This window comes from Hymenobacter arizonensis, from assembly GCF_900115775.1.
In the GTDB taxonomy this organism is placed as follows: Bacteria; Bacteroidota; Bacteroidia; order Cytophagales; family Hymenobacteraceae; genus Hymenobacter; species Hymenobacter arizonensis.
This window is the reverse complement of the sequence record NZ_FOXS01000003.1, coordinates 643,804-659,915: the sequence shown is the minus strand read 5'-3', so window position 1 is coordinate 659,915 and position 16,112 is coordinate 643,804. Positions and strand designations below refer to the sequence as shown.

12 protein-coding genes are annotated in these 16,112 nt (G+C 61.5%); 4 read left to right on the top strand and 8 right to left on the bottom strand.

Annotated elements, in window-relative coordinates:
• The first annotated feature begins 173 nt into the window (after window positions 1–173).
• Window positions 174–995 carry a DUF547 domain-containing protein gene (locus BMZ66_RS14300; protein ID WP_092674632.1) on the top strand — a complete coding sequence of 274 codons (822 nt, stop codon included), beginning with the start codon at window positions 174–176 and terminating at the stop codon, window positions 993–995.
• Between the two features lie 49 nt (window positions 996–1,044).
• Here BMZ66_RS14300 and BMZ66_RS14295 read toward each other — a convergent pair whose 3' ends face one another.
• Both BMZ66_RS14295 and BMZ66_RS14290 read right to left on the bottom strand, forming a co-directional pair.
• A complete protein-coding gene (locus BMZ66_RS14295; RefSeq protein WP_092674629.1) occupies window positions 1,045–1,647 on the bottom strand; it encodes an NnrU family protein in 603 nt (200 codons plus the stop codon).
• A gap of 10 nt (window positions 1,648–1,657) precedes the next feature.
• Window positions 1,658–2,815, bottom strand: coding sequence for a BamA/TamA family outer membrane protein (locus BMZ66_RS14290; RefSeq protein ID WP_092674626.1), 1,158 nt, complete (start codon window positions 2,813–2,815; stop codon window positions 1,658–1,660).
• A gap of 165 nt (window positions 2,816–2,980) precedes the next feature.
• Between BMZ66_RS14290 and BMZ66_RS14285 the strand changes: the two genes are divergently transcribed.
• Entirely contained in the window at window positions 2,981–4,918 is a 1,938-nt protein-coding gene (locus BMZ66_RS14285; protein ID WP_092674623.1) for a RecQ family ATP-dependent DNA helicase, read from the top strand.
• Window positions 4,919–5,003: 85 nt separating this feature from the next.
• Here BMZ66_RS14285 and BMZ66_RS14280 read toward each other — a convergent pair whose 3' ends face one another.
• On the bottom strand, window positions 5,004–5,309 hold the full coding sequence (locus BMZ66_RS14280) for a rhodanese-like domain-containing protein (RefSeq protein WP_092674620.1): 306 nt from the start codon (window positions 5,307–5,309) through the stop codon (window positions 5,004–5,006).
• A 616-nt stretch (window positions 5,310–5,925) separates the two neighbouring features.
• Complete coding sequence (locus BMZ66_RS14275; protein ID WP_092674617.1) at window positions 5,926–6,207, bottom strand: GNAT family N-acetyltransferase; 282 nt, start codon at window positions 6,205–6,207, stop codon at window positions 5,926–5,928.
• Between the two features lie 139 nt (window positions 6,208–6,346).
• On the opposite strand from BMZ66_RS14275, the gene BMZ66_RS14270 reads away from it, so the two are divergent.
• Both BMZ66_RS14270 and BMZ66_RS14265 read left to right on the top strand, forming a co-directional pair.
• On the top strand, window positions 6,347–6,817 hold the full coding sequence (locus BMZ66_RS14270) for a hypothetical protein (RefSeq protein ID WP_092674614.1): 471 nt from the start codon (window positions 6,347–6,349) through the stop codon (window positions 6,815–6,817).
• A gap of 148 nt (window positions 6,818–6,965) precedes the next feature.
• Entirely contained in the window at window positions 6,966–7,256 is a 291-nt protein-coding gene (locus BMZ66_RS14265) for a hypothetical protein (protein WP_092674611.1), read from the top strand.
• Window positions 7,257–7,334: 78 nt separating this feature from the next.
• Here BMZ66_RS14265 and BMZ66_RS14260 read toward each other — a convergent pair whose 3' ends face one another.
• The 4 genes from BMZ66_RS14260 to BMZ66_RS14245 all read right to left on the bottom strand — a co-directional run bounded on the left by BMZ66_RS14260 (window position 7,335) and on the right by BMZ66_RS14245 (window position 15,882).
• Entirely contained in the window at window positions 7,335–9,458 is a 2,124-nt protein-coding gene (locus tag BMZ66_RS14260; RefSeq protein WP_092674608.1) for a TonB-dependent receptor, read from the bottom strand.
• A 432-nt stretch (window positions 9,459–9,890) separates the two neighbouring features.
• Window positions 9,891–13,013, bottom strand: coding sequence for an efflux RND transporter permease subunit (locus BMZ66_RS14255; RefSeq protein ID WP_092674605.1), 3,123 nt, complete (start codon window positions 13,011–13,013; stop codon window positions 9,891–9,893).
• A 365-nt stretch (window positions 13,014–13,378) separates the two neighbouring features.
• Window positions 13,379–14,509, bottom strand: coding sequence for an efflux RND transporter periplasmic adaptor subunit (locus BMZ66_RS14250; protein WP_143080217.1), 1,131 nt, complete (start codon window positions 14,507–14,509; stop codon window positions 13,379–13,381).
• Window positions 14,510–14,565: 56 nt separating this feature from the next.
• A complete protein-coding gene (locus BMZ66_RS14245; protein ID WP_092674599.1) occupies window positions 14,566–15,882 on the bottom strand; it encodes a TolC family protein in 1,317 nt (438 codons plus the stop codon).
• Window positions 15,883–16,112 lie beyond the last annotated feature (230 nt).

Below are 16,112 nucleotides of genomic sequence, written 5' to 3'. Positions count from 1 at the left end.
GCCGAAAGAAGTGCCTCAACTACGTTTCGCTGCGCCGCACGGTTTGTGGTTGAGCTAAAAACAAGGCATTTGGTTCGGCTTTCCGCCGGTGGCATCCAAACCAAAAGCCCCTGCGTAGGTTTGTGCGACACCCGATTTTAATTCTCTTTTGGCCGTTTAGGCCCTGTCTGTTTATGACCGTTTTTTTCCGTCGTTCCCGCATGTTTTTGCTCCTGGCGCTTACGCTGCTGCTAGGGCCCTTGGTGGGCAGCTGCCAGTACCTCCGCTACGTGAAGGCCCTGGACCCAACCATGCCCGGAACCAAGCCCGTGAACCATGCGCCTTTTGATGCGCTGCTCAAAAAGCATGTGAACGGCCAAGGCATGGTGAACTACCGTGCGTTTTTGGCCGACTCTACCCAACTGAGTGGCTACCTGACGACGGTGAGCAACACGCTGCCCAACGAGCAGTGGAGCAAAGACGACCAGCTTGCCTACTGGCTCAACGCCTATAATGCGTTCACCATTCAGCGGGTGCTGCGCGGCTACCCGGTGAAGAGCATCCGCCAGCTGGGCGGCGACAAAACCCTGGTAAACACCGTGTGGGACCAGCGCTTCATTCGCCTGGGCAACGACAAGGACCGGTATTGCCTCAACGACCTGGAGCAGCGCCTGATTCGGCGCAAGTTCGAGGGCGAGTACCGGGTGCATTTTGCCTTGGTGTGCGCGGCCATTTCGTGCCCCAAACTGCGCAACGAGGCCTACGTGGGCAGCCGCCTCAACCAACAGCTCGAAGACCAGGCGCGTGACTTCATCAACGACCCCACCAAGAACAAGCTCACGCCCGCCAACGCCCCGCAGGTTTCGGAAATATTTGATTTCTACCCCGGCGACTTCAAGAAAGGCGACAACACCCTGGCGAAGACGCTGAACAAGTACACTACCGGAAACAAGGTTGCTGCCGAGGCCAAGCCCACGTTTATGCCCTATAACTGGGACCTGAACGAGCAGAAATAACCGTTAAGAATTGGAACCTGATTTCTCGAATGACCGGGTTCGCCCGGTTTTAGCGAGAGGTCAGGTTCCGTCCTTTTAGGGGCAGCAGCTGCGGCACCTGCTTTTGGTAGCGGGCATAAGCGGCGCCGAACCGGGTGAGCAGCTTGCGCTCTTCGAGGCGGGTGCCCACCAGCAGATACGCCAGGTTGCAGCCAACAAATACGGTGCGCGGCCCGGTGGGCGCGAGCAGCCAAAAGCCGAGGAGCCCCAGCCCCACGCCCAGGTACAGCGGGTGACGCACCACGCCATTGAAGCCCCCGGTTTGGAGCGGAACGTTGGCGGCCGCGGAACCGCGCCGCACGTAAGCCCAGCCCGCGAACTCGGCCAGGTCGTAGCCCCGCAACGCTGCCACGGCTACCACCACTCCCGTTGCCAGGAGGGCGTAGCCCAGCCCCAGGGCCAGTAGGGAAGGCGTGAAGAACTGGGTTTCGGGCAGCTGGTTCTGGTAACGGAGTATCAGCAGAAAGCCCCACACCGACACTTGATTGTAAAACAATCGGTAGAAACGGGCCGCGGACGGCCACTGCCGCGCAACTGCCTCCTTCAGCCAGGTGGTGGCCAGCAGGCTGTGCAGCCCAAAGTAAAGGGTCCAAAACGAAGCAAGCTGCAGCATGGGATGGGGCTTAAAACGATTCGCCGATTCCGAAGTACACGCCGCTGGAGCTGCCCCGCCCAACGCCGTAGTCGAGGCGCACGTTGAGCCGGTCGCGGCGGTTAAACTGGAATCGCAGCCCGGCCCCACCCGCGAGTTTCAGGCCGCCACGGTCGAAATCGCCGAGGGTGTTGCCGACCTGCCCCACGCCCCCAAACAGCACGCCATTGAAGCGGCCGAACAGCGCGCGGCGGATTTCAGCCTGGGCGGCCAGCAGCTGGCGGTCGCGGAAGCGGCCTTCGTAGTAGCCCCGCAGCAGGTTGGCGCCGCCCAGGTTGGCGAGCTCCCGGAAGGGCACGTCGCCGGCCTGCAGTTGCCCCACCAGCTGCAGGGCCAGGATGGTAGAGTTGTCGGTGGTCAGGGACCGGAAGTGGCGCGCATCCAGGACGTAGCGCGTGAAACGATAGTCGCTTCCTAAGCCCTTGCCGTTGAACAGGGCCGACATATCCAGGTAGCTGCCGCGGAATGTGCTCAGCACGTTGTCGCGGCCATCGTAGAGCAGGGCGGGCCCGAGCCCGGCGATGAATGTGTTTTGCTCGTACTCGCGGGCCGGGCGGTCGAAAAGCCGACTGTTGAGGGGCACGTTGCCGATGCCCTCGTTAACCCGCACGTTGCGCAAGTCGGTCAGCCGGTACTGCAGGCCGGCGAAGAAGGCGGGAGCCAACCGCTTGAGGGCGCGTTGCTGAAAGACGAAAACCTGATACTCGATGACGGATTTATCGGCGAGGGTGGTGGTGGGTCCGAAGCCGTAGTAGTTAATCGGAAAACGGTTGTAGAAGCTGGCTTCGCCGGAAAGCAAGAACCGCTCGCCGGGAGTGAAAACGCTATGAGTGAGCTGAATTAGGCTCTGCTTATTCTGGGTGCGCCAGCCGATGAGGCGGGCATTGGACTTGCGCGTAGTCGAGTCAGTCCCCAACCGAAACACCGGCAGCACGGCCAGCCCATACCCCAACCCTGTTTCGGGCTGTGAGAAGACAATGGGAAAAGGAATGAAGCTAGGCTTATCGCCCTTGGCTTTGGTGGGTTGCGCCTCTGCTGCCGGGGGCTGGGTTTGAGCTCGCACTAGCGGCGGACATATAATAAGTAAAAGCAGTAGGTAGCCGAGGCGCATAAATTGAGGCAAAGACATTTAATAATTAAGCAAGCCCAAGCTACGACGCCAGGTTAGGGATGGATTGAATATTACTCTTTGTACTTCCTCTTCCGGTCATTTATTCTGCCCTGATGAGACAAACTAAGACCTGGAAAATAGCCAGGTAATGAATCCGATTTTTGAAGGCAGTATCTTCGCCCTATGCCCTCCCCTCCTACCGAAACCTCGCCCCTGGCGCTGCTGCGCGAGCATTGGGGCCACAAGGCATTCCGACCGGGGCAGGAAGACATCATCAATTCGGTGCTGGCGGGGCACGACACGCTGGCCCTGCTGCCCACGGGTGGCGGCAAGAGCATCTGCTTTCAGGTGCCGGCGCTGGCGCGGCCGGGCATCTGCATTGTGGTGTCACCGCTCATTGCTTTGATGAAGGACCAGGTCGATAACCTGCGCAAGCGCGGGCTGAAGGCGGAGGCCATTTACGCGGGCATGAGCCACCAAGAAATCGACCATGCGCTGGACAACTGCGTGTACGGCCGCAACGTGAAGTTCCTGTACGTGTCGCCCGAGCGGCTGCTCACGGAGCTGTTTCGGGTGCGGGTGGCCAAGATGAACGTGGGGCTGCTGGCCATCGACGAGGCGCACTGCCTCTCGCAGTGGGGCTACGACTTCCGGCCGCCCTACCTGCGCATTGCGGAGCTGCGGGCCGTGCTGCCCCCGGAGGTGCCGGTGATTGCCCTCACGGCCACCGCCACGGCGCAGGTGCAGGCCGACATTGTGGCGAAGCTCAATTTTCGGGTGGGGCACGGGGTGTTTCGGCAGAGCTTTGCCCGGCCCAAGCTGTCGTATTCGGTGCTGCACACCGAGGACAAGCTGCGCCGCCTGTTGGAGGTGGTGCGCGGCGTGGGGCCCGGCAACACTTGCATTGTGTACGCCCGCACGCGGCGGCAAACTGAGGACACGGCCGCGTTTCTGCAGCAGCACAAGTTTTCGGCGGCCCATTACCACGCGGGCCTGCCTTCGGACAAGCGCACCCAGGTGCAGCAAGACTGGATTGGCGACAAGGTGCGCCTCATTGTGGCCACCAACGCCTTCGGCATGGGCATCGACAAGCCCGACGTGCGCCTGGTGGTGCACCTCGACGCCCCTGATACCCTGGAGGCCTACTACCAGGAAGCCGGCCGCGCCGGGCGCGACGGCAAGTATGCCTTTGCCGTGCTGCTGGCCGGCCCCAACGACGCCGACGAGCTGCGGCGCCGCACCAACCAGTCGTTTCCGCCGCTCGATACGGTGCGGCGCGTGTACCAGGCGCTGGCCAATTACTCGCGCACGGCGGTGGGCGGCGGCGAGCTCGCGGCGTTTGAATTCGACTTGCAGCAGTTTGCCGAAACCTACCGCATCAAGGCCGTGGACGCGCACAATTCGCTGAAGATTTTGCAGCGCGAGGGCTTCGTGCAGCTCAACGAGGCGGTGAACACGCCGGCCCGGGTGCACCTCATATTGAACCACCAGGACTTGTACGCCTTTCAGGTGGCCAATGCGCAGCACGACCAGTTAATAAAGGCGCTGCTGCGGCTGCACGGGGGCGAGCTCTTTTCAGATTTTCAGACCATTTCGGAGAATTCGCTGGCCACGCACCTGCGCCGCAGCGTGGTGGAAGTGCGCCAGCAGCTGCGCTACCTGCACACGGCCGGCATCCTGCACTATCAGCCGCGGCAGGAGTCGCCGCAGGCCATGTTTACCACCCAGCGCTTCGATGCCCCCACGCTGCCCATCGACCAAGTGCGCATGACGGCGGCCCGCGACCTGGCCCGCCACAAGACCAACGCCGTGGGCCAGTACCTGAGTGGCACGCGCTGCCGCCAGGTGCTGTTGCTCACTTATTTCGATGAAACCGACCCGGCCCGTTGCGGAGTGTGCGACATCTGCTTGGCCGAGAAAAAGGCTGCTCAGGCCACCGCGGACACGGGCTTGCTGCGCGAGCCAGTGCTGCAGCACATTCGCCATGCGAGCCAGAGCCCGCGGGAACTGCTGGCAGCCTTCGAGCCCCGGCAGGCGGCGGCCGTTACGGCCACGGTGCGCGACCTAGTGGACCGCGGCGAGCTTACCTACGCACCCGATGGCAAGCTGCAGTTGCCCTAAATGAATTGCCCCGGGTTCGGCGGCTGGCCCGCAGCTTTTGATGCTGTGGCCACCGCCGAACCCGGGGCAAAACGTGGTTTCGCAATTATATACCAGCGGCCGTGTAGGCCTGGAAGCCGCCTTCCAGGTTGCGCACGTTGGTGAAACCCTGCTGGGTGAGGTAGGCTTTGGCCGAGGCCGAGCGGCTGCCGCCCTTGCAGTGCACAATGATTTCCTGGTCTTTCAGCTCGTCGAGGTCGTCGAGCTTTTCGGGCAGGGAATTAAGGGGAATGTTTTGGGCGCCGGCAATGCGGCCTTCCTCGTGCTCCCAGGTTTCGCGCACGTCGATGATGGTGGGCGTCTCGCCGGCTTGCTGGCGCTGATGAAGTTCGGTGGGGGTGATGTCGGGCATGGTGGGAACGGGAAGAAAATGGGGATGAGTTAGGCGAAAATACGCCTCAAGTCGCCTTGCAATGATACTGCGTTCTGAACCGATGAGTCCGTTGCGCCACGAGCGCAAACGGCACCCTTACGTGCAAGTGTAGCGAGGTTCCTATTCAGCCTCGGCAGCGGCAGCATTTGGCCAGCTGGCAACCGTTGCATTTTGAAAGTTAGAAAGCCCTGGCTCTGAATCAGAGCCAGGGCCTTACCCAAATTTTAAGTCGTTGCTCCGGTCCGACCGCCTAGGGCGGTCGGACCGGACCGTTTCAGAGTCCTCTGAGGGCCACCGTTAAAGATTAAATAAGTATACGGCTCTAAGAGACTGTTTAAATTAATTCTGATGGCTTCTGATGGCTTCTGATGGCTTCTGATGGCGCGGGGCTGTGCCCCGTGACGGGCTATTAGCAGGCCTCTGGCCTGTGGTCGTTGAATTAAGACCCCTGACACCCCCAACTTGCGCGGGCCTAGAGGCCCGCCAGTTAAGCGACGCGGGGCACAGCCCCGCGCCATCAGAGCCAATAAACATCAACTTAAACAACTTCTAAGCAAAGCCGGGGCTTTCTGGCAGATAAGTCCTTGGTTCTTAGCTACGCCAGCATATCGGCGTATTCGGCATCGTGCCGCTTCACGAAGCCAGCCATGAACGTGCAGCTCGTTTTCACTTTCAGGTTTTTATCTTTTGCGAAGGCCAGGCCGGCGCGGGCCAGCTCGTCGGCCACGCCCTGGCCGCGGAGGCCCTCGTCGACAAACGTGTGGGTGAAGTCGATGACCCCATCGGCGGGAAAGGAATAGGCCAGCTCGGCCTGGTGGCCTTTGCGAAGGGTGGTAAATTCTTGGTTCTGGGCGTTGTGCGCAATGGAATCGCTCATGGCTTAAAACGTAAAAACAGAGTGGAATAAAGATTGATAATGAGGACCTTCCGGCACCGAAATAGCCGACGCCGGCTGGTTTGCGTAAAGAACCAGAAAGATGGGCTTGGCCCGTTTACTCCTTCTTTTCTTCTTTCCCATGAATACGCAAAACACTCCCAATCCGCCGGACAACGACTTCCGCCCCGAAGACCAGCAGGAACGTGCCGCCGCGGCCCGCCCCAACCCGAACGACCCCATTATTAACGCTCACAGCCCTAACTACGGCGAGTTTGGCGGCATCGACCCCAACAACCCGGTAGCCGGCCAAGCCCCTTCCGTTATGCCAACCAACCAACAAGCAGGCCGCGACGGCTCGAACGATAACCCAGACGAGTTCAGTGAATTCCGCGACCGCGAAAAGGACGCCCGCGATGCCCCCGCCAACCCCGAAGACCAGCCCGGCCACGTGGAGCAAAACCAGAACCCCGCCGCCGTGCGCGCTACCCAAGACGAGAACTACGACGAGCAGAAAGCCGCCTGGGCCCTCGACGACCCGCGCTATGCTGGCGGTGGCACCCACAACACCCGCGACGAATCGGCCAGCACGAAGTCGCCGGAAGACAACTAGTAGCGAACAATTGACAATGAGCAATTAACAGTGCGCAACAGTAGTCATCCGCAAGGAAAGGCTACTAGTTGGCCACTGCTAATTGCTCATTATCAGTTGTTAATCACTAATTGTTAATTGCTCATTGATAATTGTTAATTGAAACCCCATGTCTCCACAGAACGACGACCAGAACGACGCCAACAGCCAGGACCCGAACATCGGGGACGGTGCTTCTACGCCCATGCTCGAAGCCGAAACCTACGGCCAGATAGTTGACGACAACAAGCCCGGCGGCGGCCAGACCCATGACGACATGGAGGACGACTCCATGCGCATGGACCGCGAAGCCGCGTCGGCCTCAGGCCCCGCCCGCGCCAGCGACGAGAACCTGCCCCGCGAGCTCACCGACCCCAGCGACCGGGCCTTCACCCTACCCGAAGAGCAAGGTCCCAACTAACCTCGCTCCTTCCCGAATGAAAAACGGCTTCCATCACCGCGATGGAAGCCGTTTTGCGTTTGCGGCTTGCTGGATTTGCTACCAGCGCCAGCCCAGCTGCAAGCCCGTGTACCAGGCGCGGCCCGGGGCCGATTGGAAGTAGCGCCCCCCGAAAGCATTTAGGTCGTTGCCGAGGCTATAGTTGCGGTCGGTAGCGTTGTCTATGCCGGCGTAGATATTGGTTTCGAGGTGGCCCGCCAGGGTGCGCCGCCAGCCGCCCCGCGCTCCAAATACCCAGTAGCCGGGAGCCTCCTCGGTGTTGGCATCGTTGAGCACGACGCGGGCCTGGTGGCTGAGGTTGGGGTTGAAGTAGAAGCCGAGGCGCTCGCTGAAATCCAGGCCGGCGCTGAGGGTGTGGGGCGTGGTGCCGGTGAGGCGGTTGCCGCGCAGGTCCTGGCCGCCGCTGGAGTAGCTGCCGAACCGGAAGTTGTTGTAGGCGTAGCTGCCCCAGGCGCGCAGGCCACGCCCGGTGGAGAACACGTCGTCAGGAAAGTCCGGCCGCTCTTCTACCTCGCTCCAGAGCCAGCCGCTAAGGGCCGCTTCGAGGCCGCGCTGGCGGGTGCTGCCGGTGTTGCGGAACACCACCACGCCGAGGTCGGTGGTGCTGCTGACCACGGTTTGGCGCAGCTCAAAATCGAAGACATTGACTTCGTAGGTAAGGCGGTTGGCGAAGAAATTGCCGCGCGTGCCCACCTCGTAGCTGGTGCCGCGCTCGGCTTGCAGCTCGCTGTTGAGGCTGGCATCTGAGGGCCGGATTTCCTCGATGGTGGGCGGGGAAAAACCGGTACTGACGCTGGCGTACACCGACAGGTTGGGGCTAAACTCTTTGAGCAGGGCTACCCGTGGCGACACCTCTGGCCGAAAGCTGCGGCTGAACTCGTAGTTGCTGGGCTGGGCCACGGCGTTGCTCACCCGTGCAATGCGGTAGTTGAGGCGGTTGTAGCTGGCGGCCACGGTCAGGAGAAAGTCGGCTGGCAGGGTGTAGTCGGCTTGCGCAAACACGAAGCCGGTGGTGGTTTGAATTTCGTCGTCGTAGCGCAGCACCCCGGGGGTGCCGCGGTTGTTCTGGTAGCTCCGGCCGTTGGCGAAGCTGCCCTGAAACTCGCCCCCGCCCTGCAGCCGGAGCACGCGGCCGGCCAGTGCCGTGCGGTAGCTGAGGGCCGAGCGCCCGCCCGTACCCAGGGCCGTGTTGCGTTCGTAGTCAACCAGAAATGGCGTGCGAATGGCCGTGCCGCTGCCGTAGAGCGTGGTTTGCAGCTCAAGCGCATCGGTGAAGCGGTACTCGTGGGTGAGGCCGAGCAGGCCGGTGCGCGAGGCATAGAACGCTTGCTGGGCCACGGTGCCGGGAGCAGTGGGCGTGCTGGGCCGCGCCTGCCGCGGGTTGGCCGAAAACTGGGCGCGGGTGAGGCCACCCGGAAGTTGGTAGTTGATATCGGTGTACAGCAGATGCGCGGCCAGGGTGGTTTTGGGCGATGCTACGGTGCGCACGTCCAGCGCAAACACATCGCGGCGTAAGGCGCTTTGTTCGCGGTAGCCGTCCAGCTCCTGGTGGGCGTATTGGGCGCGCACGCTGCTGGTGGCGGTGCCCGTTTCGGCGAGTATCGTGTTGCGGCGCAGGCCAAAGCTGCCCACCGTGGCCCCCGCAGCCACCCGGCTGGTGCCCGGGGCTACCTCCGGCGTGCCGAATAGGGCTACGCCGCCCGTGCCCGCGCCGTACACGCTGCCGGCCGGTCCTTTTATCACCTCCAGCCGCCCAATGATGGCGGGGTCGAGCAGGTTGAGCGGGGTGCTGCCGCTGGCTTCGGTAAAAGGGATGCCGTTGTAATACACTTTCACGTTGCGCACCCCAAAGGGCGAGCGCAGCGTGCTGCCCCGGATGTTGAGGCGGTAGCTGGCCGTGGCCCGCTCTTCGAGCCGCACGCCGGGCAGCGTGTTTACGGCCTGGGTGAGAGCAGCCGGGTTGAACTGCTGAATCACGCGGGCATCGATGACGCCAATGGCGGCGGCCGTGCGGCGGAGCGGCAACCGCTGGCCGTAGCCCGTAACGGTGGCTTCGGGCAGGGCAACGGTGCGGGTAGTATCGGTGGGGGTTTGGGCTTGGGCGAGGTTGGATAGCTGCGGTAGCACCAGCAGCAATAGCAACAACAGGTAGCGAGAGGGCATGAGAGCAGCGAACGATTATACGGGCAAGCAGTGGTGTACGGGAATTGTTGCTACTCGTCTAGTCGCGGCAGGCAGTGGTGAGCCTCGGGACCGAAATTTTAGCCAGTCTTCCCGAATACATGCTCCGCAGCAACGCCTGCTCAACGGGTACTGTCCAACGTAGTTAGGTCGGCTGGTATCATCAGTGCACTGAGGCCACTCAGGTTGCGGTTAACCCGATTCTAATTATTGAACAGGAAGCTCTACCTGCCGCCTAAAGCAGATTTTGGTTCATTGCACAGGCACCCAGTCGTTGGACCCCACCCCCGGCCCCTCCTCTCCGGGAGAGGGGAGCCAAACGAAAAGCTAATGGCTGTTAGCTGATAGCTCTGTTAGAACGCACCCCTCTCCCGGAGGGGAGGGGCCGGGGGTGGGGTCAACGGCAGCCGCCATTTAAGCGACCAACTTCGCCTGGGCTTCCTGCTTACGGCGGTAGCCTTGGTGGGTGCGCTCGAAGATGAGCGGGAAGATGAACAGCGTAAGAATGGTCGACGTCACCAATCCGCCAATCACCACGATGGCTAGCGGCTTCTGCGTCTGGGAGCCGATGCCGGTGCTGATGGCGGCCGGGAACAGGCCGATGGCTGCCATCATGGCCGTCATGAGCACGGGGCGGATGCGGCTGGTGACGCCTTCGTAAATGGCAGCATCCAGGGGCATCTTTTTCAGCAGGTTTTGCTTGAAGACGGTGATGAGAATCACCCCATCCTGAATACAGATACCAAACAGAGCGATGAAGCCGATGCCCGCCGAGATGCTGAAGTTGGTACCCGTGAGCAGCAGGGCCGCAATGCCGCCGGTGATGGCGAAGGGCACGTTCAGCAGCACCAGTCCGGCGTCTTTCATGGTACCGAAAAGGACGAACAGGATGAAGAAAATCAGCAGCAGCGAAACGGGGACTACCTGCGCCAAGCGGTCGGTGGCGCGCTGCTGGTTTTCAAAGTCACCGGCCCAGGCTATATCGTAGCCTTTCGGCAGCGGCACGGCTGCCGTCACCTTGCGCTGGGCCTCCTCGATGGTGCTGCCCATGTCGCGGCCCCGCACGGAGAACTTAATGGCGATGAAGCGCTCCGTGTTGTCGCGGAAGATGAGCGAGGGGCCGGTGAGCGTGGTGAGGGTGGCAATTTCGCGCAGCGGAATCTTGGCCCCGTTCAGGGTGGGCACCATCAGGCGGGCAATTTCCTCCTCGCCTTTGCGGTACTCGGGCAGGTAGCGCACCCGGATGCTGAAGCGCCGCTCGCCGTCGTAGAACTGCGTGGCTTCCTTGCCGCCGATGGCCATTTCCACCACGGCGTTGGCGTCGGCGGGGCTCACGCCGTAGCGGGCCATGCGCCGCTCGCTTAGGTCGATGCGCAGCTCGGGCTGGCCCACGGCGTGCACAATGCCCAGGTCGGCAATGCCTTCCACGGTTTGCAGCTGCTTGAATACGGCATCGGCCTTCTCTTCTAGGAAGTTGAGGTCCTCGCCGTACACTTTCACGGCAATAGAGCCCTTCACGCCCGACACGGCCTCCTCCACGTTGTCCTGAATGGGCTGGGAGAAGTTGAAAATCACACTCGGAAACACGTTCAGCTTCTGCTGCATGCTGTCGATGAGGGCCTGGCGGTACACCGGGTCTTTCATCTCGGGCGTGTGATGGGTGTCGACGTGGAATTCCACGTTGTAGAAGCCCGTGGGGTCGGTGCCGTCGTTGGGGCGGCCGGTCTGGCTCAGCACCTGCTTCACCTGCTTGAATGAGAGCAGCGACTCGCGCATCTGGTTGCTCATGGCCACCGACTTATCCAGCGAAATGCTCATGGGCAGCGAGGCCCGCACGTAGAGGGAACCTTCGTCGAGCTGGGGCAAAAATTCAGTACCCAGCAGCTTAAACGCGCCGATGCCTACCACCAGCCACAAACCCGCTACCATTAAGCTCAGAGCCTTGCGGCGGTATATGCGTCGAAAGATGGACAGCGACCCGCGGGTGACGAAGTTCACGAAGTAGTTGTGCTTTTCGCGCACGTTCTTTTTCAGCATCATGCTGGCCAGCACCGGCACGAGCGTGAGCGTGAAGATGAGGGCACCGAGCAGGGCGAATCCCAGCGTCCAGGCCAGGGGCGAGAACATCTTGCCCTCCACTTTCTCGAAGGAGAAAATGGGCAGCAGGGCTGTGATGATGATGAGCTTGGCCGTGAAGATGGTCTTGCCCATCTCGGTGCCGGTTTTGCGGATGAGGCCGAGCTTGGAGAGCTTGTTGAACTTCTCCATGCCCACCTTGTGGGCCTTGCTGTCGAGGGTCACGAAGAGGCCCTCGACCATCACCACCGCGCCATCCACGATGATGCCGAAGTCGATGGCGCCCATGCTGAGCAGGTTGGCGCTCATGCCCTTCAGCCGCAGGCAGATGAAGGCAAACAGCAAGGCCAACGGAATCACGACCGATACGATGACGGTGGTACGCCAGTCGGCCATGAACAGGAACACAACCACCGTTACCAGGAAAATGCCTTCCAGCAGGTTGTGCAGCACGGTGGTGGTGGCGTGGTTGATGAGAACTTCCCGGTCGTAGAACAGCTTGATTTTGACGTCGCCGGGTAGAATTTTCTCGTTCAGCTCGGTGATTTTGGCTTTGATGAGGGCAATGACTTCCGACGGATTTTCGCCCTTGCGCATCACCACGATGCCTTCCACCACGTCGTCGTTGCCGTCGAGGCCCACCTGGCCCAGTCGGGGCAGCGCCGACTCATGCACCTCAGCCACGTTGCGCACCAGCAGCGGCGTGCCGTTCACGTTCTTGATGATGATGTCGTTGATGTCGTCGAGCTTGGTGAGCAGGCTGATGCCGCGCACCACGTAGGCGGCGCCGTTTTTCTCAATCACATCGCCGCCCACGTTGATGTTGGAGCGCGACACGGCTTCGTACACGTCCAGGGGCGTGATGTCGTAGGCCTCCAGACGGCGGGGGTTGATGCTCAGCTCATAGCTCTTCACTTCGCCGCCGAAGCTGTTCACGTCGGCTACACCGGCCACGGCTTTCAGGCGGCGCTCAATCACCCAGTCCTGCAGGGTTTTAAGCTCGCGCACGTTGCGGGTTTTGCTTTCCAGCGTGTAGCGGAAAATCTCACCCGTGGGGCCGTAAGGCGGCTGCACTTCCGGCTCTACGCCGTCGGGCAGGGCGGCGCCCGGCAGCAGGTTGTTGACCTGCACGCGGGCGTAGGCGTCGTCCACCTCGTCGTCGAAAATCACCTTCACCACCGACAAGCCAAAGAGCGTGGTGGAGCGGATGTTGTTCTTTTTCTGCGCCGGGTTGAGGGCCACCTCAATGGGCAGCGTAATGAACTTCTCAATCTCCTCGGCCGAGCGGCCCGGCCACTGCGTGATGATGGTGACCTGCGTGTTGGTTACGTCCGGAAACGCGTCGATGGCGGTGTGCTTGTAGCTATACAGGCCCGCAATTATCACCAGCCCCGTGCAGAAAAACACGAAGTAGCGGTTGCGCAGCGAGAAGCCCAGGATGCCCTGAATGAACTTATGCATAAGTGAGGAGGTAAGCAGGAGGCCGGAAAAGCTTGGCAGCCAGCCGCCTTCCCCGGCAGGGGAAGGCGCTTGCGAGCGAGGAAACCCGGCAGAGCGGTAGGAATTAGTGCCAGGCGCCAGAAGCGGGGCCGCAATGGAAAGCCGCGGTACTCCCCTGCAAAAAGGAGCATCACCAGCTTCTGGCCCTGGACTTTAAATCGGTTAGTAGTGTATTGCAGTAAGCGCGGCGCCAGGGAACCTCACCCCCCGGCCCCCTCTCCCGCGGAGAGGGGGAGCCACGGCGGCACAGGGCTGAATCGTCAGGCTCCCCCTCTCCGCGGGAGAGGGGGCCGGGGGGTGAGGTTCCACCTGGGCGTTAATCAACTTTACTGATTCAGCGCGTGATACAGCAGCATGGGGTCTTTGCTCACCACCCGCTCGCCAGCCTTCAGGCCCGTGCGGATGTAGGTAATGCCGCCGGCACTGGCGCCGGGCGTCACGGAGCGGGTTTCGATGTTGTTGCGGTCGTGAAAGACAAGCACGAAGTTTTGGCTGCGCTCAAACACCAGCGCCGACGACGGCACGCTCACCATCACCGAATCGGAGATGGAAGTCAGCGTCACGTTGGCGAACATTTCGGGCTTGAGCTGATTGCCGGGGTTGGGCAGGCGAATGCGGATTTTCATCACCTTGCTTTCGGGGTCAAGGGCGCTGTAGGCGTTGGCCACTTTGCCGCGGTAGGTTTTGCCGGGAAAGGCTAGGGTCGTCACTACGGCGTCCTGGTCGGGCTGCACGCGGGCAATGTCGTCCTCAAACACGTTGCCGACCACCCACACCGACTGCAGGTCGGAGATGGTGAACATGGTTTCGTCGTTGTCGGGGCGGATGAGCGTGTGCGGGTTCACGGCTTTCTCCACCACAAAGCCCGCAGCGGGCGCCTTCACCTGGTAGCGGGCCGCGCCACTGACCGATTTGGTGCCGTAGATGTGGCCCACGGCCTGGTTGCGCTGCACCTCGGAGCGGGCTTTGAGCACCTCCTGCTTGGCTTCCTCGAACTCGCGCTCCGAGGCCAGGCCGCCCTGGTACAGCTCGCGGGTGCTGGTCAGGTTGCGCTGGGCGGTTGCCAGTGTGGCGCCAGCTGCCGTCGATTCGTTGCGGAAGCTGGCGATGTCGGAGCTTTCCAGCTCGGCCAGCACCTGCCCGGCCTGCACGTACTGGCCCAGGCTGGCGTTTACTTTGGTCACGATGCCGCTCACCAGCGGGAATACTTTGTTGACGTGCTCCTCGTCGTAAGTCACTTTGCCCGTGAGCTTCAGCTCGTCGCGCACGCCCCGCTGGCGCACCGTATCCAGCTGGATGCGGCTGAGCAGGGAGTCCGTCAGTACGAAGGAGGGCTCGGGCACGGCCGCCTTGTCTTTGTTGCTATCGGTGCAGCTGGTCAGGCCGGTGCTAGCGGCCAGCAAGGCTATGCAACTGATGGAAAACAGTGGCTGACGAATAAGGGCAAATAATAACATAATGAGGGTGTTGAAAAAGAAAGCTGTTGAAGAGAGGACCGGCCGCAGGGCCAGCACTACCAGGCAAATACCCGCCGGCCCAGCTGCTGATTGAGGTTTTCGAAGGAATTGAGCTGGTCGGCGCGGGCCTCGTTGAGCTGCACCATGTTGTCTTTGTAAGACTCCAGAAAGTCGAGGAACTCGAGCGTGCCAATGGCCTTGCGCTGGTAGCTGGTGAGTACCCCGTCGAGCAGCTTATCGAAATCGGTGAAGTAGTCGGTGGGGAAGCTGGTGGCCAGGCGCTCGGCTTCGGCAGCCTTGGCGTAGGCCTCGGCTACTTCGGTTTCCACGGCCGTGGCCTGCTGGTTGAGGGCCTGCTCGCTGGCCTGAATCTGGGCCTGCGCCGACCGGATGTTGCCCTGATTGCGGTTGAACAAGGGCAGCGGCATGCCCACGGTGATACCAGTGTAGTTCTTACCTACCGCGCCGTTGTAGTCGTAGAGGCCGCCCACTGTGAGGTCGGGCACGGCCAGTGCTTTTTGCACCAGCAGGTTTTGCTGCTCTTGGCGCGTAGTGGTTTCGGCCGCGCGCAGGTCGGGGCGGCTGGAGCGGGCCACTTCCAGGGCCTGGGCTAGGGGCAGCGCCGCCAGGCGCAGGCCGGTGGCTGGGTTGGCGGGCAGCACCGGCAGCAGCACGCGGGGCGGGCGGTTGCCGAGCAGCAAGTTCAGCGAAGCTTGCAGCTCGCTGATTTCGTTTACTAACTCCTTGCGCTCACTTTCCAGCGAGAACAGCGCCGCTTTCAGCCGCACCACTTCCTTGAGGGCCACGTTGCCGCGGTTGAGCTGGGCCTGGTAGATGGTGAGGGTGCGCTGCAGGGCTTCGCGCTGCTGCTGGTACACGCCCAGCGTTTGCTGGCGGTAGTAGAGCCGCACGAAGCCGGTGCGCAGCTCGTACTGCAGGGTGCGCACCAAGTCGTTGAAATTGTGGCCTTCGATTTCGGTGCCCAGGCGCTGGTACTCCACGTTTTTGCGGCGCTTGCCGCCCAGCAGCAGCAGTTGCTGGTAAGTGGCCACCCACTGCTTGCGCTCCTCGTTCGATTCGAAAAAGCGGCCGCGGTAGGGGTTGTAGGCGTTGCGCTCGACGGAGATTTCGGGATTGTCGAACAAGCTCGCCTGCAACTCCTGGGCCTGGGCGGCCGAGACGTTAAACTTCTGCGCCAGCAAGGCATAGTTGGTGCTCAGGAAGCGCTGCTCGGCTTCGGCCAGTGTCAGGCGCAGGGTGTCGGTGGGCAGCGGGCTGGTTATTGGCGTTGCCAGGGTAGTCTGGGCGCTAACCGGCTGCCCCAGGAGGAGGAAACCAACAGAAATAAGGTTGAAAATCAGGTACTTTTGCATGAAGGACGGAGGTGTTCCGAATGGTCATACAAAGGTCTTAAAGCACGGGAGGAAGGAAATTACAGCTGTATTAGAAGCTTATTAGATTCTGATTAGAGTGAGGATGGTGGGGGTGATTATACCCCTATAGGGGTAGAGTGTTTGAGTTCTGATATTTCGCCCTCCGCGGGCGCCTCACCCCCCGGCCCCCTCTCCGAAAAGGAGAGGAGGAGCCACGGCAGCTTATATAT